Consider the following 26,045-nt stretch of genomic DNA (forward strand, 5'->3'; position numbering starts at 1 on the left):
CTGACAGAAGAGGGGAAATAGGGATAAGAGGGATGGATGAAGTGAAGGGAATTTCTATATTAGGTTCGACCGGTTCCATTGGAACGAACACACTAGATGTGATCCGTCAGCATCGGGACCTTTTTCAGGTGATCACTCTTGCGGCAGGGAGGAACCTTCCGTTACTATATAAACAAATTGAAGAATTTCGGCCAAAGCGGGTGGCGGTTGCCACCAAGGAACTCGCCGATGAGCTTCGAATCCAATTGATGCATCCACCGGAGATTTTGTATGGGGAAGAAGGGCTGATCGCCTGCGCCACCCATGGAGAGGTGGAATTTGTCGTTGCAGCTTTAGTCGGATTTACGGGACTTGCACCTACCTTGGCGGCGATTGAAGCAGGAAAAGATATCGGTCTGGCCAACAAAGAGACCCTGGTTGCCGCAGGTCATTTGGTCATGGAGGCGGTCAAAAGGAACGGGGTGCGGCTTCTTCCCATCGACAGCGAACACTCGGCCATCTTTCAATCCCTCCAAGGGGAAAGGAGAGAAGATATTTTAAGGATCCTTCTAACCGCCTCAGGGGGTGCCTTTCGGGAAAAAAGAAGGGAAGAGTTAAAGAACGTTACGGTCGAAGAAGCGCTTAAACATCCCAATTGGAAGATGGGAGCGAAGATTACCCTCGATTCGGCCACCATGATGAACAAAGGCTTTGAGGTGATTGAAGCCCATTGGCTTTTCTCCCTCCCCTATTCCAGCATCGATGTGGTACTCCATTATGAGAGCATCCTCCATTCGATGGTGGAATTTGTGGATGGTGCCATCATCGGCCAGCTAGGGACACCGGATATGAGAATCCCCATTCAATATGCCCTTACCTATCCGGTAAGAATTCCTCTAAAGGGCGGACGTCTAAATCTCGCCCAAATTGGACAATTAACATTTAGAGAGGTTGACGCGGAGCGCTATCCGGCCCTTTCCCTCGCTTATGAGGCGGGGGAGCAGGGGGGCACTTATCCGACCGTTCTCAATGCGGCGAACGAGGCGGCCGTACAATCGGTTTTAGCGCGCCGGCTTCCTTTTTACCGGATCGAAGAAGTGGTTGCGAAGGTTTTGGAGCGGCATTCTTCGATATCACATCCTTCCTTGACGGATATTTTGGAGGCAGATCGATGGGCTCGGGAAGAAGCGCAAAATATGATCGGATAAAGGAGTGAGCGTATCGTTGACTTGGATTGTGGGAAATGCCCAGACCATTTTCTCCATCATCGTGGTCTTTGGCCTGCTCATTTTTGTCCATGAATTGGGCCATTTTCTCCTGGCAAAACGAGCAGGCATTTTAGTCCGCGAATTCGCCATCGGCTTCGGCCCGAAGCTCTTCTCTTTTAAAAGAGATGAAACGAAATGGACGATCCGTCTTCTTCCATTGGGAGGATACGTGAGGATGGCGGGAGAAGACCCGGAAGTGGTGGAGGTTAAACCGGGACAGAGGATACGCATCTTGGAGAATGAGGCAGGGGAGATTACACACTTCCTCCTCGATGAAGAGTCGATGCCGGGAGAGGGGAAAGAGGTGGTTGCTTCCTCCATCGATGTGGAGAGAAGGCTTCGCTTCGTTGCCCAGCTCGGAGAAGCGGAAAAGGAGTTCGCCGTCTCTCCCCAAGCGGAAATGGTGCGGAATGGGGAAGGGTTCCAAATTGCCCCCCTGAACCGGCAGTTCGGCAGTAAAACCGTGGGACAGCGGTTTTGGACCTTGACGGCAGGGCCCTTGGCCAATTTTATCCTGGCGATCTTCTTATTTATCCTTTTGGCGGCCATGACAGGAGTGGATACCGACGAGCCGGTCGTTGGTGGAATTGCTCCAGGTTTTCCTGCAGAGGCTGCCGGACTTAGACCGAATGACCGGATCCTTTCCATCGACGACACGCCCATTCACTCCTGGACAGAGGTACAGCAGGCGATTAACCAAAAAGCAGGGAAGGAGATTACCATTCTCCTAGAGCGGAATAAAGAACAACGGCAGGCCAAAATCACTCCGGCTCCTTTCCTCTATATTGCCTCTTTAAGCGATACAAACCAAATCGATCTTGTACCCGGCGATGAAGTGGTGGCGATCAATGGAAAGCCCGCCGCCTCTTTGGCAACCGCCAACCGTCTCCTGGAGGAATCCGCGGGGAAACCCGTTGTGATTACCGTAAATCGGGTGGAAAATGGAGTAAACGTGAAGCGAGATTTTACCTACGACTTGGGAAAAGGTACCTTACAGCTTGGCGAAATCGGTCGCATCGGTATTAGTCAAAAACGGGATTTTTCGGTTGGGAAGATCCTCCTAAGCGGTCCCGTTGAAACCTGGAATTGGACGGTCCGTATCGTTACCTCCTTGGGACAACTTTTCCATACTCCGGATCCTTTAAACCAAATGGGAGGGCCTGTAGCCATTTTTAAAATTACTGGTGATGCGGCCAATCGTGGATTTTCCACCCTGGTCTTTTGGGCTGCCCTCCTCAGCATCAACTTAGGAATTTTTAACCTCTTGCCCATTCCCGCTTTGGATGGGGGAAGGCTTCTCTTCCTTCTCATTGAAGCGGTTCGAGGGAAGCCGATCGACCCTGCCAAGGAGAGCCTGGTTCATTTTATCGGTTTTGCCTTTCTGATGCTTCTTATCCTGATCGTCACCTGGAACGATATCCAGAAGTTTCTGCTATAAGGGATTGAGGTACTCATCCGTTTACCTCGGTCCAATGATTCATCAGGGATCGTTCATCAGGTGACATGACAAGAAAAAAGGAGGTTTTTCCCTTGTTTAAGCGGGAAGAGACTCGGCCGGTTTATGTGGGGGGAGTACAAATCGGAGGACAATCTTCCGTGGTGATCCAGTCGATGACCACGACCGACACCCGGGACGTTAAGGCGACGTTGGCCCAGATTGAGCAATTGGCGGACGCCGGCTGCCAGATCGTCCGATTGGCGGTCGTAAACCAGGATGCCGCAGAAAAATTGGCAGAAATTAAGAAAGGATCTCCCCTTCCCATCGTTGCAGATATTCATTTTGATTATAAATTGGCTTTAAAAGCGCTGGAAAGCGGCGTAGATAAGATTCGCATCAATCCGGGAAATATCGGTTCCAAGGAGAAGACGAAGGCGGTTGTGGAAGCCTGTAAAGAGCGTGGGGTTCCCATCCGCATCGGGGTGAACTCCGGATCGGTGGAGAAACGTCTTTTGGAAAAATACGGATATCCAAGCCCCGAAGCCATCGTCGAGAGCGCCATGAATCACGTGGAGATCTTGGAGGATCTGGGTTTCTATGATATCGTCGTCTCCTTAAAATCTTCCGATGTTCCCACAATGATTAAGACGTATACCCTGATGGCGGAGAAGAGGAACTATCCCCTTCACGTGGGCGTGACGGAGGCAGGGACCGCCTATGCGGGAGGGATCAAGTCGGCGGTTGGAATAGGAACCGTCCTTGCCATGGGCATCGGTGATACCATCCGCGTCTCCCTTGCTGCCGATCCTTTGGAAGAGATGAAGGTGGCGAAGAATATTCTAAAGAGCCTTAACCTGGCAGCCACGGAGCCGGTCGTCGTCGCTTGTCCCACCTGCGGAAGGACGGCGATCGATCTAATCGGTTTGGCCACACGGGTGGAAGAGGCGACGGCGAAGTTAAAGAAACCTCTTAAAATCGCCGTGATGGGCTGTGCGGTGAATGGACCTGGAGAGGCGAGGGAGGCGGATATCGGCATCGCAGGCGGCAACGGAGAGGGTCTTATCTTTAAGAATGGAGAGATTATCCGCAAAGTGAAAGAAGAAGAACTCTTTGATGAATTGATGAAAGAAATTCATGAGATGGAAGGTTTGTCATAAAGGAGTGAACGATCGATGAGACAGAGTCATGCCTTTATTCCCACTTTGCGGGATCTTCCCGCCGACGCGGAGGTGGTAAGCCACCAACTGATGCTCAGGGCGGGGATGATGCGGCAAATTTCCTCCGGGGTATATACCTATCTCCCCCTGGGTTATCGAGTCATCAAAAAAGTATCGGAGATCATCCGGGAGGAGATGGATAGGGCCGGCGGGCAGGAGCTTCTCATGCCTGCACTGCAGCCTGCGGAACTTTGGATGAAGACAGGCCGTTGGGATGATTACGGACCTTTGATGATGAAAGTAACGGATCGGCATGAGCGGCCTTTTGCCCTGGGACCCACCCATGAAGAGGTGATTACCTCCATCGTTAGGGATGAAGTAAAAACATATAAAAAGCTCCCCTTCATCCTGTACCAGATTCAAACCAAATTCAGAGATGAATACCGCCCCCGGTTTGGTCTTCTACGGGGACGTGAGTTTATTATGAAAGATGCCTATTCCTTTGATACCTCCGAAGAAGGATTGGATCGAAGCTACAAAGCGATGTACGACGCCTATGTCCGCATCTTTACCCGCTGTGGCTTAAAGTTCAGAGCGGTGGAGGCGGACTCGGGAGCCATCGGGGGAAAAGATAATCACGAGTTTATGGTATTGGCATCCATTGGAGAAGATACCATCGCTTATTGTTCCTCTTGTTCCTATGCAGCCAATCTGGAGCGGGCGGAAGTGGTACATACTCCTAATCCCTCTGACGAAGAGCCTCAACCTCTTCGCAAAGTAACCACCCCCGGGGTACGAACCGTGGCGAAACAGGCGGAAATTATGGGCATTCCCGTCTCCAAGGTGATTAAAAATGTGGTCTTCTCCGTAGAAGGCAAACCTGTCGTTGTTCTGGTACGGGGGGACCATGAGGTGAATGAGGTGAAGGTGAAAAATTTTCTCAACCTCACCACGCTGGAGATGGCCGATGAGGAAACCATTCGAAAGGTGTTTGGCTGTGAACCTGGATTTGTCAGCCCGATCGGAATCGCAGGGATTACCGTCTTGGCCGATCGGGCGATTAAGGAGATGGTGAATGCCTCTACAGGGGCCAACGAGACAGATTACCACTATTTAGGAGTTCAACCCGAACGGGATTTCCATGTGGACCATTATGGGGATTTTCGCAATATCCGGGAAGGGGACCCATGCCCCCGTTGCGGTGCTCCCATCCGGTTTACCCAAGGGATCGAAGTAGGGCATGTGTTTAAGCTTCGGACCAAGTACAGCTCTGCATTAGGCGCCGTTTATCAAGATGAAAAGGGAAATTTAAAAGAGATGCTGATGGGAAGCTATGGAATCGGGGTTTCGCGTCTAGTCGCTGCGGTGGTGGAACAATCTCATGACGAGAACGGGATGATTTGGCCGAAGGCGATTGCACCTTTTGCGGTTCATCTGGTCCCCGTCAACATAGAGGATGCGGAACAGCGGGAGTTCGCCGAGAGACTCTACGGAGAACTTCAGAATCAGGGAATAGAGGTTCTATTCGATGACCGGAACGAGCGGGCTGGGGTGAAGTTTAAGGATTCGGATCTTCTCGGCATCCCTCTTCGGGTGGTGATCGGCACCAAGATCAGGGAAGGAAAGGTGGAGTTAAAGATTCGCCGTACCGGTGAGAGCCTGGAGGTTCCTACCAGGAATGCGCTGCAGGAGATCCTGCGGGTATGGGAGGGTCTTGAATAATTGATGATGAAATACATCGAAGGGAACATTTTTCCATCTCATCAATGAAGGTGTTGAAAATGGGAGAGGATAATAAAAAGAGATTAAACATCTTGCTGCAATTAGTACCGCCTCCGGAGCCTTTGAGGAACGTATTGGAGGAGGGGGAGATGGAACAATTGGTGGTGGATGTGGAGAAAAAGAGCTGGGAATTTACCCTGCTCTTTCCTCATCTTCTCCCGCCTGCCCCCCTTAAAGAGTGGATAAAACGTGTGAAAGAACGGTTTGCTTCCATCGCCGAAGTTTCCTTCACCTTTCTCTACCGGAATCCTCCTTCTTTGGCGGAGGCGGTTTCCCTTTACTGGCCCGTTCTCCTTGAAACCTTAAAGGAAGAATGGCCCTCATTTTCCTTGCAAAGATACTTGGAGCATACCCCCAAGATCGAAGGAGGAAAACTTCTCTTTCCTGCCTTAAACGGAACCTCCTTAGAAGTGCTCCGCGCAAGACGTGCGGAAGAACGCATCGCTTCTTTTTACCGGGCGTGGACAGGCCTCTCCCCATCCGTTCAACTGATCTTATCCGAAGAGGCAAAAACCCTTCAAGACCTCTATGCCGAGAAGAGGGAAGAAGAGGAGAAGCAGGCGGTAGAAGCGCTTCTCCTAGCTGCCAATTCTCCGGAAGAGAGGGTGGAGGAGAAGGAAACAAAACCTGAGCTTCTCTTCTATGGAGGAAAGATCGAAGGGGAGGCTCGCCCTCTGCGGGAGATCCGGGAAGAAGAGAAATGGGTGATCGTGCAAGGGACCCTCTTTGCCATCGACAGCCGTGAACTAAAGAGCGGCAGCACCTTATTTCTTCTGAAGGTCACGGATTTTACCGATTCCATTCTGGTCAAACTGTTCGCCCGCTCCCAGGAGGATAAAACCCTCTTATCCCAACTGAAAGAAGGAATGTGGGTAAAAATCCGCGGCAGTGTCCAAGAGGATACGTTTGAACGGGATCTTATCTTGATTGCCCATGACATCAACCAGATTCTCCCCCATGAGCGGAAAGATGAAGCGCCGATGAAACGGGTGGAACTCCATCTCCATACGACGATGAGCGCCATGGACAGCAACCTATCGCCCAAAAGGGCCATCGCCCAGGCAGCGAAGTGGGGACATCCGGCCATTGCCGTTACGGATCACGGGGGAGTGCAAAGCTTTCCTGAAGCCTTTGATGCGGCGCAGAAACACGGCGTGAAATTGATCTTCGGCATGGAAGCTTATATGGTGGATGACGGCGTTCCGATCGTTCACAGGCCCGCCCATCGCTCTCTTCAGGACGATACCTATGTGGTCTTTGACGTGGAAACGACCGGACTCTCGGCGGCCTATGATACGATTATCGAACTTTCCGCGGTGAAGATGCGGGAGGGAGAAGTGATCGACCGATTTGAGCGTTTTGCCAACCCCCATCGTCCTCTGTCGGCCAAAATTAAGGAATTGACCCATATCACGGATGAGATGTTGGTGGGGGCACCGGAGGTGGGAGAGGTGCTCCGGGAATTTCGGGATTTTATGGGAGATGCGGTCCTCGTAGCCCATAACGCCCGCTTTGACATGGGTTTTATCTCGGTGGGTTTCCGTCGGGAAGGAATGGGGGAGATCGGGAATCCGGTTCTCGACACGTTGGAATTGGCCCGCAATCTCCTGAAAGATTTGAAAAACCATCGCCTTGACACCCTTTCCTCCTATTATGGAGTTACCCTCACCCAACACCACCGCGCCGTCTACGATGCGGAAGCGACAGGCCACCTTCTCTTTAAGATGCTCGACACCTTAAAAGAGAAAGGAGTCGAGTATCTGGATCAGGTGAACGGCTTACGTGCGGTGGAAGATTTTAAACGGCAACGCCCCTTCCATGCCACCCTGCTGGTCAAAAATGAGGTGGGGCTAAAAAATCTTTATAAGCTCATCTCTCTCTCCTATCTGGAGTATTTTCACCGAAATCCCCGAATTCCTAAGGGGGAATTGGAGCGCCATCGGGAAGGGCTGATCGTGGGCTCCGCCTGCGAAGAGGGAGAGATCTTTGAAATCGCCATGCAAAAGAGCGAAGAAGAGTTAAAGGAAGCCGTCCGTTTCTATGATTATATCGAAGTTCAGCCCCTCTCCCATTATAAATACCTGATTGAAGAGGAGCTCATTCGGGACGAGGAACATCTGAAGGAGATTCTGAGAAAGCTGATCCGGGTGGCGAAGGAGGAAGGAAAACCGGTGGTGGCCACGGGGAATGTGCATCACCTGGAGCCCCATGAACTCATCTATCGAAAAATCTTGATTAAAGCCCAGAACGGAATCAAGACGAAAGATCCCAAGCATCTGGTTCCCCAATATTTCCGCACCACGGAGGAGATGCTCGCCGAATTTTCATTCCTGGGAAAGGAATTGGCGGAGGAGATCGTGATCACATCTCCCCGTCGGCTGGCCGATGAGGTGGAAGAGATGAAGCCGTTTCCTGATGAACTCTTCACGCCCGTCATCGAAGGGGCGGAAGAAGAGATGGAGAGGATGAGCTTTGAAACGGCGCGTCAGATTTATGGGGATCCACTTCCGGAGATCGTGGAAAGCCGGTTGAAAAAGGAATTAAACAGCATAATTCATAATGGATTTGCGGTGATTTACCTCATCGCCCATAAATTGGTCACCAAATCCCTGGATGACGGGTATCTCGTGGGATCGCGGGGATCCGTCGGTTCCTCGTTGGTGGCCACCATGTCCCGCATCACCGAGGTAAATCCCCTTCCTCCCCATTACGTTTGCCCAAATTGCAAGTTTAGTCAATTTATTACCGATGGTTCGGTAGGATCCGGTTTCGACCTCCCGGAAAAAGATTGCCCGAAGTGTGGGGCTCCTCTGAAACGGGACGGGCATGACATTCCCTTTGAGACCTTCATGGGATTTAAGGGGGATAAGGTACCTGATATCGACCTGAACTTTTCCGGGGATTACCAACCCCGTGCCCATAAATATACGGAGGAACTCTTTGGTAAAGAATATGTATATCGGGCAGGAACCATCTCCACCGTGGCGGAGAAAACGGCCTATGGTTTTGTGCGAAAATATCTGGAGGAAACAGGGATAAGTGTCCGCAAGGCGGAGATGGATCGCCTCGCATTAGGATGTACGGGAGTGAAGCGTACGACGGGGCAACACCCGGGTGGTCTTATGGTCATTCCCCAATATAAGGAGGTTTACGACTTTACCCCGATCCAACATCCTGCGGACGATGCCGACTCGGAGACGATCACCACCCATTTCGATTATCATGCGATCAGCGGAAGATTGCTAAAGCTGGACATCCTGGGCCACGATGATCCGACCGTTCTTCGCATGCTTCAGGATCTTTCGGGCATTGATCCGAAAGAGATCCCCCTCTCCGATCCGGCCGTGATGAAACTCTTTAGTGGGACGGAGAGCTTAGGGAAAAACCTGGAACTGGAAGTCATCGGCTGTTATACGGGAACGCTGGGCATTCCCGAATTTGGAACCCGCTTTGTCCGGCAAATGCTGGAAGAAACCAAACCTTCCACCTTTGCCGAACTGGTGCAGATCTCCGGGCTCTCCCATGGAACCGACGTGTGGCTGAACAATGCCCAAGAGCTGATCCGCAACGGCATCGCAGAGCTTAAAGATGTGATCGGCTGCCGCGACGATATTATGACCTATTTGATTTATAAAGGTCTGGAGCCTTCCCGGGCTTTTAAGATTATGGAGGGCGTGCGGAAAGGGAAGGGAATTACCCCCGAGGACCAGGAGTACATGCGCTCCTTTCAGGTTCCCGAATGGTACATCACCTCCTGTCTCAGAATTAAATACATGTTCCCGAAAGCCCACGCGGTTGCCTATGTGCTCATGGCCCTAAGGATCGCTTATTTCAAGGTCCATCATCCGATTCTATATTATGCCACCTATTTTTCGGTGAGAGCGAGCGATTTCGACCTTTCCATCGTCCAAAAAGGGGCGGACCACGTGAAGGAAAAAATCCGGGAGATTAACGAGAAAGGGCCCGACGCCCCCGCAAAAGAGAAAAACCTGCTTACCGTCCTGGAGGTGGCCTATGAGATGCTGAAAAGGGGCTTTCATTTCAAGAACATTGATCTCTACCGCTCGGATGCGACCCGCTTCCTCATCGAGGGCGACGGGCTGATTCCTCCCTTTTCCGCATTGCCCGGCGTGGGGGAAAGCGCAAGCCTCAACATCGTGAAGGCCAGGGAGGAGGGTCCCTTCCTCTCCAAGGAAGACCTGCAAAGCCGTGCCCGGCTTTCCAAGACGGTGATGGAGCTCCTTGAAGGGTATGGCTGCCTGGACGACCTTCCCGATTCCAATCAGTTAAGCCTCTTTAATTTTTAATTTGTATGGATGAAGAAATCATCTTCATCATGAGTTCACCGTAGAATTTCACCCCTTGCGGAATCTGTAGGAATATGGTATAGTTTACTATGGTTATACTATAGAGAGCGACGAAGAGTGGGCTTTCCCACTCTTCATTTTTTGGGCATACGTCTTAATTTGTGAGGAGGATGAATCTGTGTCGCGGAAGGTGGTTTCCATCACCGAACAATTGGTGCTTCCCATCCTTGAACAAATGGGTCTTGAGCTCGTCGAGGTTGAATTCGTGGAAGAGGGGAAAAACCGATTCCTCCGTGTCTATATCGATAAAGAAGGAGGCGTCGATATCGAAGAGTGTGGAAAGGTAAGCGAATCTCTCAGCAAGAAATTGGATGAAGTGGATCCGATCCCTTACGCTTACTTTTTGGAAGTTTCTTCTCCAGGGGCGGAACGGCCTTTAAAGACGGAGCGGGATTATGAACGGGCGATTGGTAAAGGGGTCCATATCGAGACGCTGGAGCCTGTGGATGGGAAGAAGGTTTTGGAAGGAATCCTTCTTTCCACCGATCCCCTTACGGTTGAAGTGGAAGGAAAAGAGATTACATTTTCCAAGGAGAATGTAACGTTTGCGAGGCTGGCTATTCTCATTTCGTAGGAGAAGGAACAGAATAGATTTTGAAAGGAGGAGATGATTCCAAAATGCGTATCGATTTTATGAGCGCATTGGCAGAGTTGGAAAAAGAGAAAGGGATCGGCAAAGAGGTTCTCATAGAAGCCATGAAGCAAGCTCTCATCGCCGCGTATAAGAAGAACTACAATTCTGCACAAAATGTTCAGGTGGAAGTGAATGAAGAGACGGGAGATGTTTCGGTATACGCAAGAAAAAAAGTGGTCGAAGAGGTGACGGATCCCCGCCTTGAGATCTCCCTGGAGACCGCCCGGGAGATCAATCCCCATTACCAGGTGGACGATACATTAGACATTGAAGTGACCCCTAGGGATTTTGGACGCATCGCAGCCCAGACGGCCAAACAAGTCGTGACTCAGCGAATCCGGGAAGCGGAACGGGGAATTATCTTTAAGGAGTACGTAGATCGGGAAGAGGAACTTATCCTGGGTACCGTCCAGCGATTTGACGGGAAAAATATCTATGTGGAATTAGGTAAGACCGAAGGGATCCTCCCCTATTCCGAGATCCTGCCGGGGGAAGAGTTTCATCAGGGAGACCGGATTAAAGCCTTTATCGTCAGGGTGGAGAAAGGGCAAAAAGCGCCGCAAATTCTTCTATCCCGCACCAATCCCGGATTTTTAAAACGCCTTTTTGAAAGGGAAGTTCCTGAAATCTATGAAGGGATTGTAGAAATAAAATCGATTGCCAGGGAAGCCGGAGATCGTTCGAAAGTGGCGGTCCATACGAAAGATGAGCATGTAGATCCGGTGGGTGCCTGCGTCGGTCCGAAAGGGTCCCGTGTACAGACGATCGTACAAGAATTAAAAGGAGAGAAGATCGACATCGTCCGCTGGTCGGAAGACCCTGTGGTTTATGTGGCCAATGCCTTAAGCCCGGCGAAGGTCTTATCGGTGGAGGTTATGGAAGGAGAGAAGAAGACCCGGGTGATCGTGCCCGACCATCAGCTCTCCTTAGCCATTGGGAAGCGGGGTCAAAATGCCCGCCTTGCGGCCAAACTTACCGGATGGAAGGTAGATATCAAGAGCGAAAGCCAAGCGGAAGAGGAAGGGATCTTACCACTGGCAGAACAGGATCAGGAGCCATATGATGAAGAGGATGAATACATTGAGGAGATTGAGGTTTCCTTCCACGACCGCCAAAGCAGGGAAGAATGAGGTGTGAGAGATGGCAGTCCGTAAGATCCCAATGCGAAAATGCATCGCCTGCGGAACGCAAAGGCCAAAGAGAGAACTCATTCGCTTTGTCCGTACCCCCGAACAGGAGATTTTCATCGATCCCAGGGGGAAAGTATCGGGGAGAGGGGCCTATCTCTGTGCGAATCAACAATGTTACGAAACCGCGATGAAGAAGAAACTTTTATCCCGCATGCTGGAGACCGAGATTTCACCGGAGACCGGGGAACGGCTTCAGGCGGAATGGGGGAGAATTCTCTTTGAACGGGAAAGGGAAAAACGTCTTTAATCTATTGGGTTTGGCAATGAGAGCAGGACAAATCGTTTCCGGAGAGGAACCGGTTCTTGCCGCCATTCGTTCCAATCATGCTTTTCTTGTCATCCTCTCCACAGATGCATCGGAAAATACCCGGAAAAAGATTGTAGATAAATGCAAAAGTTATAGGGTAGAGTTCGTTTTCTTTGGCAGCCGGGAGGAATTGGGCCAAGCCATCGGGAAAGGGGAGAGAGTAATCCTTGGCATTACGAATCAAGGATTCGCAGCCAAAATTGCAGAAGAGATACGGGCCATACGTAACGGAGGTGATTAGATGGCCAAAGTTCGGGTGTATGAATATGCAAAAGAATTGAACATGTCAAGCAAAGAGATTATCAATATCCTCTCACGGCTCAATATTCCGGTGAAAGGTCATATGAGTATTGTGGATGAGGATGCACAGATTAAGATTAATCAATTTTTCCAGGATATTAAAAGAAAGGCTAACGAGGAGAAAATGAGAAAAACTGCCGAAATGGAAAGGCTGCAAGAGAGCAAGGGAGAGCAACCTCTTCATCATAATACTCATAAAGGACTGGAGGAGAAGAGGACGGAGAATAAGGATAGAAAAAAGGAATCTAGTCATAAAGAGATGCCCTCCACTCTAAGCCAGGAGCAGAAAGAGGGAAACAGCGGGGAGCGAAGAGGGGACATGCGAGCGGGCAGTTCCCATGAAGCTCATTCAAAGAGCGATCGCCATGAAGCCTCCCAGGGTGAACGACGGGATGGAAATGGGCGCTCATCCCATGGGGAAGGAAACCGTTCCTACCGGGAAGGAGGGGATCGTTCGCCACGGGGTGAAGGAAATCGTTCCTACCGGGAAGGGGGAGATCGTTCGCCAAGGGGTGATACGAACCGCTCCTACCGGGAAGGGGGAGATCGTCCGCCACGGGGTGAAGGGAACCGCTCCTACCGGGAAGGAGGGGATCGTTCGCCACGGGGTGAAGGGAACCGCTCCTACCGGGAAGGGGGAGATCGTCCGCCACGGGGTGAAGGGAACCGCTCCTACCGGGAAGGAGGGGATCGTCCGTCACGGGGTGAAGGGAACCGCTCCTACCGGGAAGGAGGGGATCGTCCGCCACGGGGCGAAGGGAATCGTTCCTACCGGGAAGGAGGCCGTCCTCCCCGTAACGACAAGGATACCGTTGAAGCGAAGGAACGGCGGTCCGGAGGTAAGGGAGGAGAACGCCGGGACCGTCTCACCGTGCCGCCATCTCCTCAGGTAGAAGAAAAAACGGAACAACCCCGTCGCCGCGTTCAGAAGAAAAAGGATTTTGAACCCTCAGAGGAAGCCAAGAGGACACTAAAGAAGAGCAGCAAGATAAAAGTAATCGCTCCTCCCCTTGATTTTGAAGATGAACGAGGTGAAGTGGTTCGAGGCAAAAAGCGGAATAAAAACAAGAAGAATAAAGACATCATCTTTGGTGAGGATAAAGAGACGCCGACGAAGATCGTGATTGGGGAGACCATCAACGTTGGAGAATTTGCCAAGATGATGGGGAAAGAACCGGGAGAAGTGATTAAGAAGCTCCTTCTCCTCGGAGTGATGGCGACCATAAACCAGGAGATTGAATTTGATGTGGCCAGCCTTGTAGCTGGGGACTATGGCATTGAAGTGGAGAAAAAAGTGATCATCAATGAGGATGAGTTTGAAACCATCGAAGAGCATGATGATCCGGAGAACCTCGTTGAACGCCCCCCGGTTGTTACGATAATGGGGCATGTTGACCATGGGAAAACCACCTTGCTCGACTCGATCCGGCATACCCGGGTAACGGCAACCGAAGCAGGGGGAATCACCCAACACATTGGAGCTTATCAGGTAGAAATCAATGGGAAATGGATCACCTTCCTTGACACGCCGGGCCATGAAGCGTTTACAGCCATGCGGGCCAGGGGGGCAAAGGTGACCGACATTACCATCCTTGTGGTGGCCGCCGATGACGGAGTCATGCCCCAGACCATTGAGGCGATTAACCACGCGAAAGCCGCCAACGTCCCCATCATCGTAGCCGTCAATAAGGTAGATAAGCCCAATGCCAATCCGGATCGGGTGAAACAGGAGCTTTCCGAATATGGGTTGGTTCCGGAAGAATGGGGAGGAGATACGATCTTCGTCCACGTTTCCGCCTTGAAAGGGGAGGGAATTCATGAACTCCTCGAAATGATTCTCCTCGTAGCCGAAGTTCAAGAATTAAAAGCGAATCCTAATAAACGGGCAAGGGGAACCGTGATCGAGGCGGAGTTGGATAAGGGGAAAGGTCCTGTTGCTACCGTCCTCGTTCAGTCGGGAACGCTCCGCGTCGGAGACTCTGTGGTGGTTGGCACCGCCTACGGACGGATTCGCTCGATGACGAATGACCTCGGTCGCAGGCTAAAAGAGGCTCCACCCTCAACCCCTGTAGCCATCACCGGGTTGGACAGTGTTCCCGAGGCAGGAGATCAGTTCATGGTCTTTGAAGATGACGGCAAAGCGAAAACCATTGCCTCCCACCGGGCCATGAAGAAAAGGGAGATTGAACTGAAGAAGAATCAGGTAAGTTTGGATGATCTGTTCAGCCAGATCAAAGAGGGAGAGATTAAAGATCTCAACCTCATCATCAAGGCAGACGTGCAAGGTTCTGTGGAAGCCTTGAAGAGCTCCATCGAAAAAATTCATGTGGATGGGGTTCGCGTCCGCATCATTCACACCGGTGTAGGGGCGATTAATGAATCGGACGTTACCCTTGCCTCTGCCTCTAATGCCGTCATCATCGGCTTTAATGTCCGCCCAGTGGCCAATGCAAAAGCGATGGCGGAACAGGAAAAGGTGGAGATTCGTCTCCACTGCATCATCTACAAGGTGATTGAGGAGATTGAAAACGCCTTGAAAGGAATGCTCGAGCCTGTCTATGAGGAAAAGGTGATCGGGCAGGTTGAAGTTCGGCAAATTTTCAAAGTCTCCAAGGTAGGAACCATCGCAGGGTGCTATGTGATGGAAGGAAAGATTACCCGGGATTCAGGTGTGCGGGTGATCCGGGACGGAATCGTCATTTACGAAGGGAAACTGGATTCCCTGAAGCGCTTTAAGGATGATGCCCGTGAAGTATCCCAGGGGTATGAATGTGGGTTAACCATCAAGAATTATAACGATATTAAGGAAGGCGATGTTTTAGAAGCCTTCGTCATGGAGACGGTAAAACAATAAAACCGGCTGACCCGTTTTTTGGGGGGTGTTGAGATGTCAAAGGTTCGAACCAATCGGATCGCGGAGCAAATTAAAAAAGAGCTGGGCTTTCTCTTTCAAAGGGAGTTGAAAGATCCTCGCATCGGTTTTGTCACCGTCATGGGTGTAGAAGTAAGCAGCGATCTTTCCCAAGCGAAGATCTTTGTTAGCGTCATGGGGAGCGAGGAAGAGAAAAAAGAAACATTAAAAACCTTGGAGAAGGCGCAGGGCTTCCTCCGTTCTGAAATCGGGAAGCGTATTGAACTGCGGCACGTTCCGGAACTCATCTTCAAATTGGATACTTCCATTGATTATGGGGATCGTATCGAACGGATCCTTTCCGGGTTAAAAGAGGAGAAGAGTCATGAGAAATCATGAGAAGAATCTCGAGATCCTAAATTGGCTGAAAGAGGGGGATGAATTCCTCCTCGTTTCCCACATACAGCCCGACGGGGATGCGACGGGCTCCTTGATCGCGATGGGGGAGATCCTGACGAGCTTAAAGAAAAAAGCCGTTTTGGCAAACGATGGGGTTACCCCTGCCCGTTTTTCCTTCTTGGACGGATTTATTCAAATCCAAAACGTAAGCCAAGCTCCCCTGACGAAAAAATACCGTCGCCTGATCACCGTCGATTGCGCAGATTGGGGTCGGATTGGGAAGGTGGAGGAAGCGGTTGATTCAAATACCGAGATTTTAAACATCGATCATCACCCTACCAACGATCATTTTGGGCATTATCATCTGATTCGCCCGGAAGCAAGTTCCACCTGTGAGGTGATCTTTGATTGGCTGCGGGATGTGGAACTCCCCCTCACTCCGCCTCTCGCTGAGGCATTATACACAGGGTATTTAACGGATACGGGAGGGTTCCGCTATTCCAACACAAACGCCAAGGTCCTTCTAGATGCCTCGGTCCTCGTTCAGGCCGGTGCCAATCCCCATAAGATAGCGGAGAACGCCTTAGAAACCACCACCTATGCGCATCTTAACCTATTAAGCCGCGTTCTTTCTACGTTGGAGATTCGTTTCGGCGGAAAGGTGGCCTTTCTTACCGTTCCCTTATCCCTCCTTCAGGAAACTTCGGCCAATAAGGAAGATACCGAAGGGCTGGTCAACTATGGACGAAATATCGAAGGGGTAGAGGTGGCCGTTTTGCTCCGGGAATCGCAGGAGGGAGTCAAGGTAAGTTTTCGCTCTAAAGCAGAGGTAGATGTAAGCGACATTGCCAAGAAGATGGGAGGCGGTGGACATGTTCGCGCCTCGGGTGCCCTTCTAAAGAGGAGTTTGCAGGAGGCTCGCCGCGATGTGGAGAGCATCTTGGCCCCTTTATTTGAGGGGGAGAATTAATGCGTGACGGAATCTTGGTTGTGGCGAAGCCACGGGGACTCACCTCCCATGACGTGATCCAAAAGGTGAGGAGGTTCCTCGGGATAAAACGGATAGGTCACGCGGGAACCCTGGATCCGGAAGCAACGGGCGTATTGCCGTTATGCATCGGACGTGCAACGAAAATCGTTGAATATATTCAGGACCGGCCTAAAACTTACGTGGCGGAATGGACCGGAGGCGTCGCGACCGATACGGAGGATCAGTCGGGAAACGTGGTAGAAAGGATCAACGGGCTGCACCTAACCTGGGAAGAAGTAACCTCGGCTTTTACCTCTTTCATCGGTCCGTACGCGCAGACCCCTCCCATGTATTCTGCGGTTAAGGTGAAAGGGAAGCGCCTCTATGAGCTGGCCCGCCAAGGGAAAGAGGTGGAACGTACCCCACGGCTTGTGACCATCTATGACCTTATGATCTTGGACGGGAATCTGGAGCAGGACCCGCCGAGAGTACGCTTTCAGGTTCGCTGTTCAAAAGGGACCTATATCCGGACCCTTTGTGTAGACATCGGCAAAAAGTTAGGAATTCCCGCCCATATGTCCGATCTGATCCGCGTAGAGAGCGGTGGATATCATCTTGAGGAGGCTCACTCCTTAGAGGAGATCGAAGAGGCAGCCGCCTCCGGGAAGGTGGAGGAGCTGATTTCTCCCCTTGAGGAGGCCCTTTCCTTTCTCCCCTCCCTCACCCTGAGTAAAAAATGGGCTGACAAAGTAATCCACGGAGCGGCCCTTCCCAGGGGTTTTTCCCATATGCCTTGGCAAACCGGGGAGAAAATCCGCCTAGTTTCCGACGAAGGAAGGCTGATGGCCGTCTACCAGGTGGTGAATGGTGAAGAAATTTGGGCAAAACCGGAGAAAATCCTTTTTACAGAGGATCCTGTTGATAGAGGATATGCAAGATGAAATCGATAAAAATCATACCGATCCAAACAGCACCTTATGAAGGGGAACGAGGGGAGCTTTCCCTCGCCATCGGAAATTTTGACGGGGTTCATCGAGGCCACCAGGCTGTGATTCGGGAAGCGGTCCGCTTTGCCCGGCAAGAGGGAATCTCGTCGGGAGTGGTCACTTTCCATCCCCATCCAAGAACCATTGTATTGGGAGAAGAAGCTCCCGTTCTTACCCCGCTGCCCGACAAAATCGAGTTGATCGAAGAGTTGGGGGTAGATCGTCTTTATCTCATCCATTTTAACAAAGAGTTTTCCACCCTTTCCCCCTCATCATTTATACAAAACATCCTTCTCCCTCTAGGAGTCCGCCATATTGCGGTGGGATTTGATTTTCGCTTTGGCCATAAAGGAGAGGGAACGGCGAACTTTTTACGCGACGCCGGGAAAGATCGGTTTTCCGTCTCCATCGTAGCCCCGGTCCTTGATGGAGAGGAGAAAATCAGCAGCTCCTTGATTCGCTCCCTCATTCTGGAGGGAAAGGTGGAAGAGGTGATCCCTTATCTCAACCATCCCCACTCCATCCGGGGAGAGGTGGTCCACGGGGAAAAGAGGGGAAGGCTCCTAGGTTTTCCTACCGCCAACCTTCATTGCCGAGAGCAATACCTTCTTCCCGCCTCCGGCGTATATGGAGTAAAGGTTAAGCACGGGGAGAGGTTTTATTCCGGTGTGATGAACATCGGGGTGAAACCCACTTTTCAGGGAGAGGCGAAAACGACGGCAGAGGTTCATCTTTTGGATATGGAAGGGAATCTTTATGGAGAAGAATTAAAGGTATTTTTCCTCTTCCGAATCCGCGAAGAGCGAAGATTTCCTTCCCTTGAGGCCTTAAAAGATCAGATTGCTTCGGATATCCAATTTGCAAGGGAACGGCTCCTGTGATATACTTTATCTGTTTTTAAAAGAAACCATGGCTCGGATGTTCGATTCACCCCCGACAAACTGGGCTATGGGGATGAAAATAAGGAGGTGACGAAGGATGGCACTCACTCCAGAGAGAAAGCAAGAGATTATCCAAGAATTTAAGATTCACGAGGGGGATACGGGATCTCCGGAGGTTCAGATTGCGATCCTGACGGAGAAGATCAATTACTTGAATGAGCATCTTCGCGTTCATACGAAAGATCATCATTCCCGTCGCGGTCTTCTGAAGATGGTTGGACATCGCAGAAACTTGTTGAATTACCTGAGAAAATCTGATATTACCAGATATCGGAATCTTATTGAGAAATTGGGATTACGCAGATAAAAAACGGGGAGTTTTCCCCGTTTTTTTGATCCCTTCTCTCTTTAGGAGACTCCTAAGAAGGAAATAATAGGCTTATGGCGAATTTCTATGATGAAAGATGAAAGGAGGATTAAACCCTTAATATGGATCAAGAGGTTCACACGCTGGAACTTGATATTGCAGGAAAGAAAATGACATTAGAGACCGGCAAAGTGGCCAAACAGGCTAGCGGTGCCGTTCTGGTTCGTTTCGGGGACACGGTCGTCCTCTCTACCGTTACGGTCTCTAAAGAACCCAAGGAGCTTGATTTCTTTCCCTTGACGGTAAACTATGAAGAGCGTCTTTACGCGGTCGGGAAAATACCGGGTGGATTTATTAAGAGGGAAGGACGTCCCAGTGAAAAAGCGATTCTGGCCAGCAGGTTGATCGATCGTCCGATTCGCCCCCTCTTCCCGGAAGGGTTTCGCAATGAGGTACAAATTGTAAACCTCGTTCTCTCGGTGGATCAAGATTATTCCTCAGAAATTGCAGCCATGGTCGGAACTTCTTGCGCCCTTTCCATTTCTGAGATCCCCTTTAACGGCCCCATCGGAGGGGTGATCGTGGGACGGGTAGCGGGGAAATATGTGATCAATCCAACCGTGGAAGAGGCGGAAAAAAGCGACTTGCATCTCGTGGTGGCAGGTACGAAGGATGCCGTCAATATGGTGGAGGCAGGGGCAAAATTCCTCACGGAAGAAGAGATGTTGCAAGGGATTATTGCCGGCCATACGGAGATTAAGAAAATCTGTGAAGAAATCGAGAAATTCGCCGCGCGAGTGGGCAAGCCGAAAATGGAAGTGACCCTCTACCAGGTGAATGAAGAGATTGACCACGCCGTACGTGACTTTGCCCGGGAAAAACTGATTCAGGCCATTCAGACGCCGGATAAGCAAGCACGTCAGGAGGCCATTGATGCCGTCAATGAAGAGACGCTGAATTACTTCTCCACGCTCTACACGGAAGAGGAGGAGATCCGTCAAGTCTCCGAAATTCTCCATAATATCTTGAAAGAGGAAGTGCGTCGTTTAATTACCCATGAAAAGATTCGTCCGGATGGAAGGGCGCTGACGGAAATCAGGCCGATTACCACGGAGGTAGGACTTCTTCCCCGCACCCATGGCTCGGGGCTGTTTACCAGAGGTCAGACGCAAGCCTTATCCGTCTGTACCTTAGGGGCACTCGGCGATGTGCAGATCTTGGATGGCCTCGATCTGGAGGAAGAGAAGCGTTTCATGCACCATTACAACTTCCCGCCGTTCAGCGTAGGGGAGGCGCGTCCCTTGCGGGCGCCGGGCCGGCGAGAAATTGGCCATGGAGCCTTGGGAGAACGGGCTCTTGAGCCGATCATCCCCAGCGAGGAGGAATTCCCCTACACGATCCGCCTCGTCTCGGAAGTTTTAGAGTCGAACGGATCCACTTCCCAGGCCAGCATCTGTGCCAGTACCATGGCGCTCATGGATGCAGGCGTTCCCATTAAGGCCCCTGTAGCTGGGGTGGCGATGGGATTAATCAAAGATGGAGATCATTATTCCATCCTTACCGACATTCAGGGGATGGAAGACCATCTGGGGGATATGGATTTTAAGGTGGCCGGCACGGATTTTGGAATTACCGCCCTGCAGATGGACATAAAGATCGAAGGGATTACCTATGAGATCATTGACCAGGCTCTAAAACAAGCGAAAGAAGGGCGTCTCTTCATCCTGAATAAGATGCGGGAGACCATCGCCGAACCGCGGAAGAACCTCTCTCCCTATGCCCCGAAGATCATCACCTTACGCATCGACCCGGATAAAATCCGAGAAGTGATTGGCCCTGGCGGGCGCATGATTAACAAAATTATTGATGAAACCGGTGTGAAGATTGATATTGAACAAGACGGTCGGGTTTACATCGCCTCCCCTAACATGGAACAGAACATGAAGGCCAAGAAGATTATTGAGGACCTGGTGCGGGAAGTGGTTGTGGGTGAAACCTACTTAGGGACCGTGAAGCGGATCGAGAAATTTGGCGCTTTTGTAGAAGTGATCCCTGGAAAAGAGGGCTTGGTCCACATCTCACAATTGGCTCCAAACCGGGTCAATAAGGTGGAAGATGTCGTGAAGGTGGGCGATACCGTTTTAGTGAAAGTGATTGAAATTGATGATCAAGGAAGGGTAAATCTCTCCCGGAAAGCGGTTCTGCAGGCGGAGACGGGAGATGATAAAGGAAAAAGAATCTCAAGTTAAGGCGAAAACCCCAATCAAAATTGGGGGTTTTTTCTTTTTATCTAACATAACTTTTCTCCCTTCCACATAGGCTCTCCATAGAAGGAGAGACGTGCCGGCGCCTTCTCCTTGCGGCGGAAGGAGGAGAAATGATGAAAAGGAGAACCTTGGGATTTATCCTTGTTCTCGTATTCGTCGTAGGCATTTTCCAATGGGAACCTGTGGGAAAATATTTGGAGGTTTTTGGGAATCCCACATCGGCTCCAGAAGAAGATCCCTTTTACCAAAAAATCGTACAAGAGGCAAAAGGAAAAGAAGAGGCCCCCATCGAACCTTGGATCGACCCCGTCTGGAAGCTGACGCCGGGGTACAATGGGATACGGGTAAATCTGGATGAAACCTATCGGGTCTCCCGGAATAAGGGGGGCAAGGTTCAGTGGGTGACGGAAGAGATCAAGCCGAGGAAAACCCTTTGGGATTTCCCCCCTACCCCGATCTATCGGGGGAATCCCAGAAAAAAGATGGTTGCCTTCATGATCAATGTGGCATGGGGGAATGAATATATCGAACCCATTTTATCTACGTTGAGGGAAAAACAGGTAAAAGCCACTTTTTTCTTCGACGGATCTTGGTTGAAGAAGAATCCCGAATTGGCTCGCACCATCCTCGCAGATGGGCATGAGGTCGGAAACCATGCCTATACCCATCCTCAAATGTCGCGGCTGAGCAGAGAGAGGATCATAGAGGAGATTTCCGGGACCAATAAGGAGATTGAACAAGTTTTAGGAATAACGTCGAAGTATTTTGCCCCTCCTTCCGGTGATTATGATTCCCGGGTGGTGTCGGAGGCATGGAAGCAAAAGATGTTGACGGTACTGTGGACATTGGATACGGTAGATTGGCGGAAACCTTCGACGGAGGAAATGGTGACTAGGATCGTAAGAAAAGCTTCTCCAGGAAATCTCATTCTGATGCATCCCACGAAGCCAACGGCAGAAGGATTGAAGGAAATGATTGAAGGAATTGAGGCGAAGGGAATTCGTATCGGGACGGTAAGTCAACTTCTCTCTTCCAGCCGTTTCCCCCTTGAGAACCCGGATAATTTTTGATATATTTGAAGGGTTATAGATAAGGAGGGATGAAATTGGTAGAAAGAATCCGGTTAGCAAACGGCGTACGAATCCTTTTAGAACAGATCCCTTCGGTCCGCTCCGTCGCGGTAGGTTATTGGGTGAAAGCCGGGTCCCTCTATGAGGAGAAGGAGAACAACGGCATTTCTCATTTTATTGAGCATATGCTTTTTAAGGGAACGAAGAATCGTACGGCGAGGGAGATTGCCCAAGCCTTTGATCGATTGGGAGGTCAGGTGAATGCCTTTACCTCCAAGGAATATACCTGCTATTATGCGAAGGTTCTGGATACCCATTTGGATCAAGCGATGGAAATTCTCACAGATATGTATCATCATTCCCTTTTTGACCACGGGGAGATGGAGAAGGAGAAAAAAGTGATCCTGGAAGAGATCAGCATGGTGGAGGATACCCCTGATGATCTCATCCATGATCTGATCGCCCAAGCCACCTTTGGGGATCATCCCATTGGGCTTAACATCCTGGGCCAGGTGCATACACTGGAATCCTTCACCCGGAAGGAAATCGATGCATATATGGAGGAGCGATACCGCCCGGAGAACCTTGTCATCTCCATCGCCGGACACTTCGATCGGACGGTGGTGGATAAATGGATCCAAGCATTTTCCGGGTTAAACAGGATGGAGGGGATAAAAAGAGAGATCCCTCTCCCCCGGTATACGGAAGGGGAGATCAAGCGATTCAAGCCTGAGTTGGAGCAAGCCCACCTTACCCTATCCCTCCCCGGGCTTCCTTTTGGACATCCGGACATTTATTCCTTGATTCTCCTCAACACGGTCTTGGGCGGTTCGATGAGCTCACGGCTGTTCCAACAGATTCGTGAGGAGAAGGGTTTGGCCTACAATGTTTATTCTTACCATTCCTCATACCAAGAGACGGGCTTTATGGTGATTTATGCGGGAACCCGCCCCGACCAATTGGGAGAAGTGGAGAAGATTATTCAGGATACCTTAGAAAACCTCATGGTGAAGGGTGTGACGCATGAGGAATTGGAGGGAACAAAAGAGCAGTTAAAAGGAAATCTTATGCTTAGCTTAGAAAGCACCAATAGCCGCATGAGCCGGAATGGGAAGAATGAACTTCTTTTGGAACGACATCCTACGTTAGATGAGCTGATCGCAACCATCGATGCGGTGACGGAAGAGCGTCTTCTCCGCCTTGCCCGGGAACTCTTTCAAAAGCCTTTAGCCAAAGTGGTGATCCTCCCCGGTTCTTCGAAAGAGACGGTGGAAGAGATCGAGTAGATCATTCCCGTTCGGATTGTTGAATTGAGGATTGGTTGGAAACATGCCAAGGGTTTTGGAATGAAGAATTTAAAGGATATTCGTTGTGGGGGAGAGAGAAGATGAGTGTAGAGAAGATGGGAAAACTTCAGGTTCGGGTAAAGAGGGTAAACGATAAAGTGGGACGCACGATCCCGACGCCATTTTACGCGACTCCTGGTTCCGCAGGTTTAGACCTGGCGGCTTGTCTGGATGAGCCGGTGATCTTAGAACCGGGGAGAAGGGCAAAGATTCCCACGGGAATTGCCATCCAAATCCCCCATCCGGGGATTGTTGGGCTTCTCTTCCCGAGAAGCGGAAATGCCTTAAAGCACGGAATCTCCCTGACCAATGCCGTAGGGGTGATCGATAGCGACTATACCGGGGAGATCCAGGTGATTCTACAGAATTTGGACCCCACCGATCCCTTTATCATTCGCCCTGGAGATCGAATCGCCCAGCTTATTTTCCTCCCGATTATGCAGGCGGAGCTTCTCTTTACCGATCGCCTGGAGGAGACGGAGCGGCAGAGTGGAGGATTTGGCTCGACGGGAAGATAGTCTCCGATCATTAGACCCGCATTCGGGTCTTTTTTCTTTTTATCCGGCATAAGGAGAAAATGAGGTGATCGGGATGAGATTCAGCCAATTTGGAGGAAAAGAGATTATTGATGTGAACAGTGGAGAACGGTTAGGCGTAATCAATCAATCGGATCTAATCATCGACCCGCTCACAGGGCGGATTGAATCGATTCTTCTTCCGGTCGGTCGATTTTGGGGTAAACCAAAGGAAGAGTTGAATATCCCATGGTCATCTGTCCGGAAAATCGGATCCGAGATGGTGATTGTTCAGTTAAAGGAACGGGAAGTTTCCCGAGAGTAAGATCTTCCATGCACCATTTTTGGGCTCGAGAATAGGATGAAGTGCTACAACGATTTGATAGGCAAACAAGAGCAAAGTAGTCTTCATCTGTTCGTGAAAGGAGCCTTTTTTGATGCTTACCGGGATGCAGATTGCTTTTATTGGTGGGGATGCCCGACAACTTGAAATCATCCGTAAATGTGTGGAACTGGATGCCATGGTAGATCTCATCGGTTACGAAAATCTGGGGACCCCGATCCCAGGGACGATGAGGGAGGAGCTTTTGCCGGAGATGTTGGCTAAGTATGAAGCGGTCATCCTCCCTGTAAGCGGGGTGTCCAATCAAGGGGAGGTGGAGAGTCTCTTCGCCTTGAAACCTCTTGAACTCCGGGAGGAACATTTTTCCCGGATGAAAAAAGCCCGGATTTTCTCAGGAATTACGACCCCCTATTTAACCGCCATGTGCGGGCAATATCAAATTCCCCTCACTCTTCTCATGGAAAGGGATGATGTGGCGATCTATAATTCCATCCCGACGGTGGAGGGGGCTCTGATGATCGCCATCCAAAACACCGATTTTACCATTCATCATTCCCATGTGATCGTTTTAGGCTTTGGACGGGTGGGATTCTCGCTGGCACGCGCACTCCATTCCCTGGGTGCCCATGTGAAAGTAGGTGTGCGTAAATCGGGGGATATGGCGAGAATTTTTGAGATGGGCATGATTCCTTTTTCCATTTATGAACTGAAAGATCAGGTCTCCAATATCGACATTCTTTTTAATACCATTCCCCACATCGTCGTTACGCCTGAAGTGATTACCCGCCTTAAACCGACCGCCCTCATCATAGACCTGGCATCCAAACCGGGAGGCGTTGACTTTCGCTTTGCAGAAAAAAGAGGAATCAAGGCAATTCTAGCTCTTGGCTTGCCTGGTATCGTTGCTCCCAAGACGGCAGGCAAAATCCTTGCCAATACCGTCACCCGCCTGCTGTTGGAGAGTAAAGGAGATCAGGAGGGAGTCGAATGAAACTGGAGGGAAAGACCATCGGCTTTGGCCTTACGGGATCCCACTGTACCTATGATGAAGTTCTCCCTGAAATGGAGAAACTGGTCCGGGAAGGGGTCCGGGTGATTCCCGTGGTTACCTATACCGTGGCCAACACCGATACCCGTTTTGGAACCTCTGAGGATTGGTTGAATCAGATTCGAGCGATTACCGGAGAGGAGATCCTCACCACCATTCCGGAAGCTGAGCCCTTTGGCCCTGGAAAGACCTTGGATTTGATGCTGATTGCTCCATGTACCGGAAACTCCATCAGTAAATTGGCCCATGCGATGACCGATAATGCGGTTCTAATGGCGGCGAAAGCCACCATGCGGAACCAACGTCCTGTGGTGGTCGCGATCTCTACCAATGATGGATTGGGGCTAAACGCGGCCAACATTGCCAAATTGATCTCTTCCAAATTGATCTACTTTGTCCCCTTTGGGCAGGATGCCCCGACGACGAAACCCCAATCTTTGGTGGCGAAAATGGATCTCATTAAAGAAACCTGTGAAACCGCGTTGGAGGGGAAACAAATTCAGCCGGTTCTTATTGAACGATGGAAGAGATAGCGGTACAATAGAGGGCAAGCGGAAACCATTTTTTTGAGAGAGAGGGT

Annotated in this window: 23 protein-coding genes and 1 pseudogene; all 24 read left to right on the forward strand. The window is 50.6% G+C overall.

Translation table 11 applies throughout. The features are described 5' to 3' along the window. Positions 1-41: 41 nt before the first annotated feature. The 24 genes and pseudogenes from THEAE_RS0103985 (at position 42) to THEAE_RS0104090 (ending at position 25,998) form a co-directional block, all read left to right on the forward strand. The gene (locus THEAE_RS0103985) at positions 42-1,187 is read left to right on the forward strand and encodes a 1-deoxy-D-xylulose-5-phosphate reductoisomerase (protein WP_028986594.1); all 1,146 of its coding nucleotides are present in this window, start codon (positions 42-44) and stop codon (positions 1,185-1,187) included. 16 nt (positions 1,188-1,203) lie between these two features. Next, positions 1,204-2,685, forward strand: coding sequence for an RIP metalloprotease RseP (gene rseP / locus THEAE_RS0103990; protein ID WP_028986595.1), 1,482 nt, complete (start codon positions 1,204-1,206; stop codon positions 2,683-2,685). A 92-nt stretch (positions 2,686-2,777) separates the two neighbouring features. Next, positions 2,778-3,842: a flavodoxin-dependent (E)-4-hydroxy-3-methylbut-2-enyl-diphosphate synthase gene (ispG, locus tag THEAE_RS0103995; protein WP_028986596.1), complete on the forward strand. Its 1,065-nt coding sequence runs from the start codon at positions 2,778-2,780 to the stop codon at positions 3,840-3,842. A gap of 15 nt (positions 3,843-3,857) precedes the next feature. Further along, positions 3,858-5,564, forward strand: coding sequence for a proline--tRNA ligase (locus THEAE_RS0104000; RefSeq protein ID WP_028986597.1), 1,707 nt, complete (start codon positions 3,858-3,860; stop codon positions 5,562-5,564). Positions 5,565-5,656: 92 nt separating this feature from the next. Further along, a complete protein-coding gene (locus THEAE_RS0104005; RefSeq protein ID WP_425426387.1) occupies positions 5,657-9,931 on the forward strand; it encodes a PolC-type DNA polymerase III in 4,275 nt (1,424 codons plus the stop codon). 178 nt (positions 9,932-10,109) lie between these two features. Beyond that, positions 10,110-10,565 (forward strand): ribosome maturation factor RimP, encoded by a 456-nt coding sequence (gene rimP, locus THEAE_RS0104010; RefSeq protein ID WP_005588299.1) that lies wholly within the window; start codon positions 10,110-10,112, stop codon positions 10,563-10,565. A gap of 44 nt (positions 10,566-10,609) precedes the next feature. Further along, positions 10,610-11,755, forward strand: a complete 1,146-nt coding sequence (nusA, locus tag THEAE_RS0104015) for a transcription termination factor NusA (protein ID WP_028986599.1) — start codon at positions 10,610-10,612, stop codon at positions 11,753-11,755. A gap of 10 nt (positions 11,756-11,765) precedes the next feature. Beyond that, on the forward strand, positions 11,766-12,062 hold the full coding sequence (gene rnpM / locus THEAE_RS0104020) for an RNase P modulator RnpM (protein ID WP_005588302.1): 297 nt from the start codon (positions 11,766-11,768) through the stop codon (positions 12,060-12,062). Beyond that, positions 12,034-12,363 carry a L7Ae/L30e/S12e/Gadd45 family ribosomal protein gene (locus tag THEAE_RS0104025; protein WP_005588303.1) on the forward strand — a complete coding sequence of 110 codons (330 nt, stop codon included), beginning with the start codon at positions 12,034-12,036 and terminating at the stop codon, positions 12,361-12,363. The genes rnpM and THEAE_RS0104025 overlap by 29 nt, the downstream gene beginning before the upstream one ends. Then, positions 12,364-12,489 (forward strand): annotated as a pseudogene (locus THEAE_RS23815) (translation initiation factor IF-2 N-terminal domain-containing protein); the annotation flags it as partial. Between the two features lie 271 nt (positions 12,490-12,760). Beyond that, positions 12,761-13,315 (forward strand): hypothetical protein, encoded by a 555-nt coding sequence (locus tag THEAE_RS23820; RefSeq protein WP_425426435.1) that lies wholly within the window; start codon positions 12,761-12,763, stop codon positions 13,313-13,315. Beyond that, entirely contained in the window at positions 13,294-15,276 is a 1,983-nt protein-coding gene (gene infB, locus THEAE_RS0104030) for a translation initiation factor IF-2 (RefSeq protein WP_425426419.1), read from the forward strand. Before THEAE_RS23820 ends, infB begins: the two co-directional genes overlap by 22 nt. 33 nt (positions 15,277-15,309) lie before the next feature. After that, positions 15,310-15,672 (forward strand): 30S ribosome-binding factor RbfA, encoded by a 363-nt coding sequence (rbfA, locus tag THEAE_RS0104035; RefSeq protein ID WP_005588439.1) that lies wholly within the window; start codon positions 15,310-15,312, stop codon positions 15,670-15,672. Beyond that, positions 15,659-16,642 (forward strand): DHH family phosphoesterase, encoded by a 984-nt coding sequence (locus THEAE_RS0104040; protein WP_052329741.1) that lies wholly within the window; start codon positions 15,659-15,661, stop codon positions 16,640-16,642. Before rbfA ends, THEAE_RS0104040 begins: the two co-directional genes overlap by 14 nt. Next, positions 16,642-17,583 carry a tRNA pseudouridine(55) synthase TruB gene (gene truB / locus THEAE_RS19900; RefSeq protein WP_039944251.1) on the forward strand — a complete coding sequence of 314 codons (942 nt, stop codon included), beginning with the start codon at positions 16,642-16,644 and terminating at the stop codon, positions 17,581-17,583. The genes THEAE_RS0104040 and truB overlap by 1 nt, the downstream gene beginning before the upstream one ends. Then, entirely contained in the window at positions 17,580-18,509 is a 930-nt protein-coding gene (locus THEAE_RS0104050; RefSeq protein ID WP_028986602.1) for a bifunctional riboflavin kinase/FAD synthetase, read from the forward strand. Before truB ends, THEAE_RS0104050 begins: the two co-directional genes overlap by 4 nt. A gap of 97 nt (positions 18,510-18,606) precedes the next feature. Beyond that, a complete protein-coding gene (gene rpsO / locus THEAE_RS0104055; protein WP_028986603.1) occupies positions 18,607-18,876 on the forward strand; it encodes a 30S ribosomal protein S15 in 270 nt (89 codons plus the stop codon). Between the two features lie 122 nt (positions 18,877-18,998). Further along, positions 18,999-21,125, forward strand: coding sequence for a polyribonucleotide nucleotidyltransferase (gene pnp, locus THEAE_RS0104060; protein ID WP_028986604.1), 2,127 nt, complete (start codon positions 18,999-19,001; stop codon positions 21,123-21,125). Between the two features lie 131 nt (positions 21,126-21,256). Continuing rightward, positions 21,257-22,213 (forward strand): polysaccharide deacetylase family protein, encoded by a 957-nt coding sequence (locus THEAE_RS0104065; protein WP_039944252.1) that lies wholly within the window; start codon positions 21,257-21,259, stop codon positions 22,211-22,213. 35 nt (positions 22,214-22,248) lie between these two features. Continuing rightward, positions 22,249-23,499, forward strand: a complete 1,251-nt coding sequence (locus tag THEAE_RS0104070) for a M16 family metallopeptidase (protein WP_028986606.1) — start codon at positions 22,249-22,251, stop codon at positions 23,497-23,499. Between the two features lie 101 nt (positions 23,500-23,600). Then, positions 23,601-24,077 carry a dUTP diphosphatase gene (gene dut, locus THEAE_RS0104075; RefSeq protein ID WP_005588448.1) on the forward strand — a complete coding sequence of 159 codons (477 nt, stop codon included), beginning with the start codon at positions 23,601-23,603 and terminating at the stop codon, positions 24,075-24,077. A 73-nt stretch (positions 24,078-24,150) separates the two neighbouring features. Continuing rightward, on the forward strand, positions 24,151-24,399 hold the full coding sequence (locus tag THEAE_RS0104080; protein ID WP_028986607.1) for a YlmC/YmxH family sporulation protein: 249 nt from the start codon (positions 24,151-24,153) through the stop codon (positions 24,397-24,399). 112 nt (positions 24,400-24,511) lie between these two features. Beyond that, on the forward strand, positions 24,512-25,408 hold the full coding sequence (gene dpsA / locus THEAE_RS0104085; RefSeq protein WP_005588450.1) for a dipicolinate synthase subunit DpsA: 897 nt from the start codon (positions 24,512-24,514) through the stop codon (positions 25,406-25,408). Further along, positions 25,405-25,998, forward strand: coding sequence for a dipicolinate synthase subunit B (locus THEAE_RS0104090; RefSeq protein WP_028986608.1), 594 nt, complete (start codon positions 25,405-25,407; stop codon positions 25,996-25,998). Before dpsA ends, THEAE_RS0104090 begins: the two co-directional genes overlap by 4 nt. The last annotated feature ends 47 nt before the right edge of the window (positions 25,999-26,045 follow it).

Source organism: Thermicanus aegyptius DSM 12793, from assembly GCF_000510645.1.
Lineage (GTDB): Bacteria > Bacillota > Bacilli > Thermicanales > Thermicanaceae > Thermicanus > Thermicanus aegyptius.

What these genes read in the sequence shown, in the direction of transcription:
- THEAE_RS0104000 (WP_028986597.1), top strand. Translation starts at nt 3,858, where the DNA reads ATGAGACAGAGTCATGCCTTTATTCCCACTTTGCGGGATCTTCCCGCC.
- nusA (WP_028986599.1), top strand. Translation starts at nt 10,610, where the DNA reads ATGCGTATCGATTTTATGAGCGCATTGGCAGAGTTGGAAAAAGAGAAA.
- rnpM (WP_005588302.1), top strand. Translation starts at nt 11,766, where the DNA reads ATGGCAGTCCGTAAGATCCCAATGCGAAAATGCATCGCCTGCGGAACG.
- THEAE_RS23820 (WP_425426435.1), top strand. Translation starts at nt 12,761, where the DNA reads ATGAAGCTCATTCAAAGAGCGATCGCCATGAAGCCTCCCAGGGTGAAC.
- rbfA (WP_005588439.1), top strand. Translation starts at nt 15,310, where the DNA reads ATGTCAAAGGTTCGAACCAATCGGATCGCGGAGCAAATTAAAAAAGAG.
- THEAE_RS0104040 (WP_052329741.1), top strand. Translation starts at nt 15,659, where the DNA reads ATGAGAAATCATGAGAAGAATCTCGAGATCCTAAATTGGCTGAAAGAG.
- truB (WP_039944251.1), top strand. Translation starts at nt 16,642, where the DNA reads ATGCGTGACGGAATCTTGGTTGTGGCGAAGCCACGGGGACTCACCTCC.
- THEAE_RS0104050 (WP_028986602.1), top strand. Translation starts at nt 17,580, where the DNA reads ATGAAATCGATAAAAATCATACCGATCCAAACAGCACCTTATGAAGGG.
- rpsO (WP_028986603.1), top strand. Translation starts at nt 18,607, where the DNA reads ATGGCACTCACTCCAGAGAGAAAGCAAGAGATTATCCAAGAATTTAAG.
- pnp (WP_028986604.1), top strand. Translation starts at nt 18,999, where the DNA reads ATGGATCAAGAGGTTCACACGCTGGAACTTGATATTGCAGGAAAGAAA.
- THEAE_RS0104065 (WP_039944252.1), top strand. Translation starts at nt 21,257, where the DNA reads ATGAAAAGGAGAACCTTGGGATTTATCCTTGTTCTCGTATTCGTCGTA.
- dut (WP_005588448.1), top strand. Translation starts at nt 23,601, where the DNA reads ATGAGTGTAGAGAAGATGGGAAAACTTCAGGTTCGGGTAAAGAGGGTA.
- THEAE_RS0104080 (WP_028986607.1), top strand. Translation starts at nt 24,151, where the DNA reads ATGAGATTCAGCCAATTTGGAGGAAAAGAGATTATTGATGTGAACAGT.
- dpsA (WP_005588450.1), top strand. Translation starts at nt 24,512, where the DNA reads ATGCTTACCGGGATGCAGATTGCTTTTATTGGTGGGGATGCCCGACAA.
- THEAE_RS0104090 (WP_028986608.1), top strand. Translation starts at nt 25,405, where the DNA reads ATGAAACTGGAGGGAAAGACCATCGGCTTTGGCCTTACGGGATCCCAC.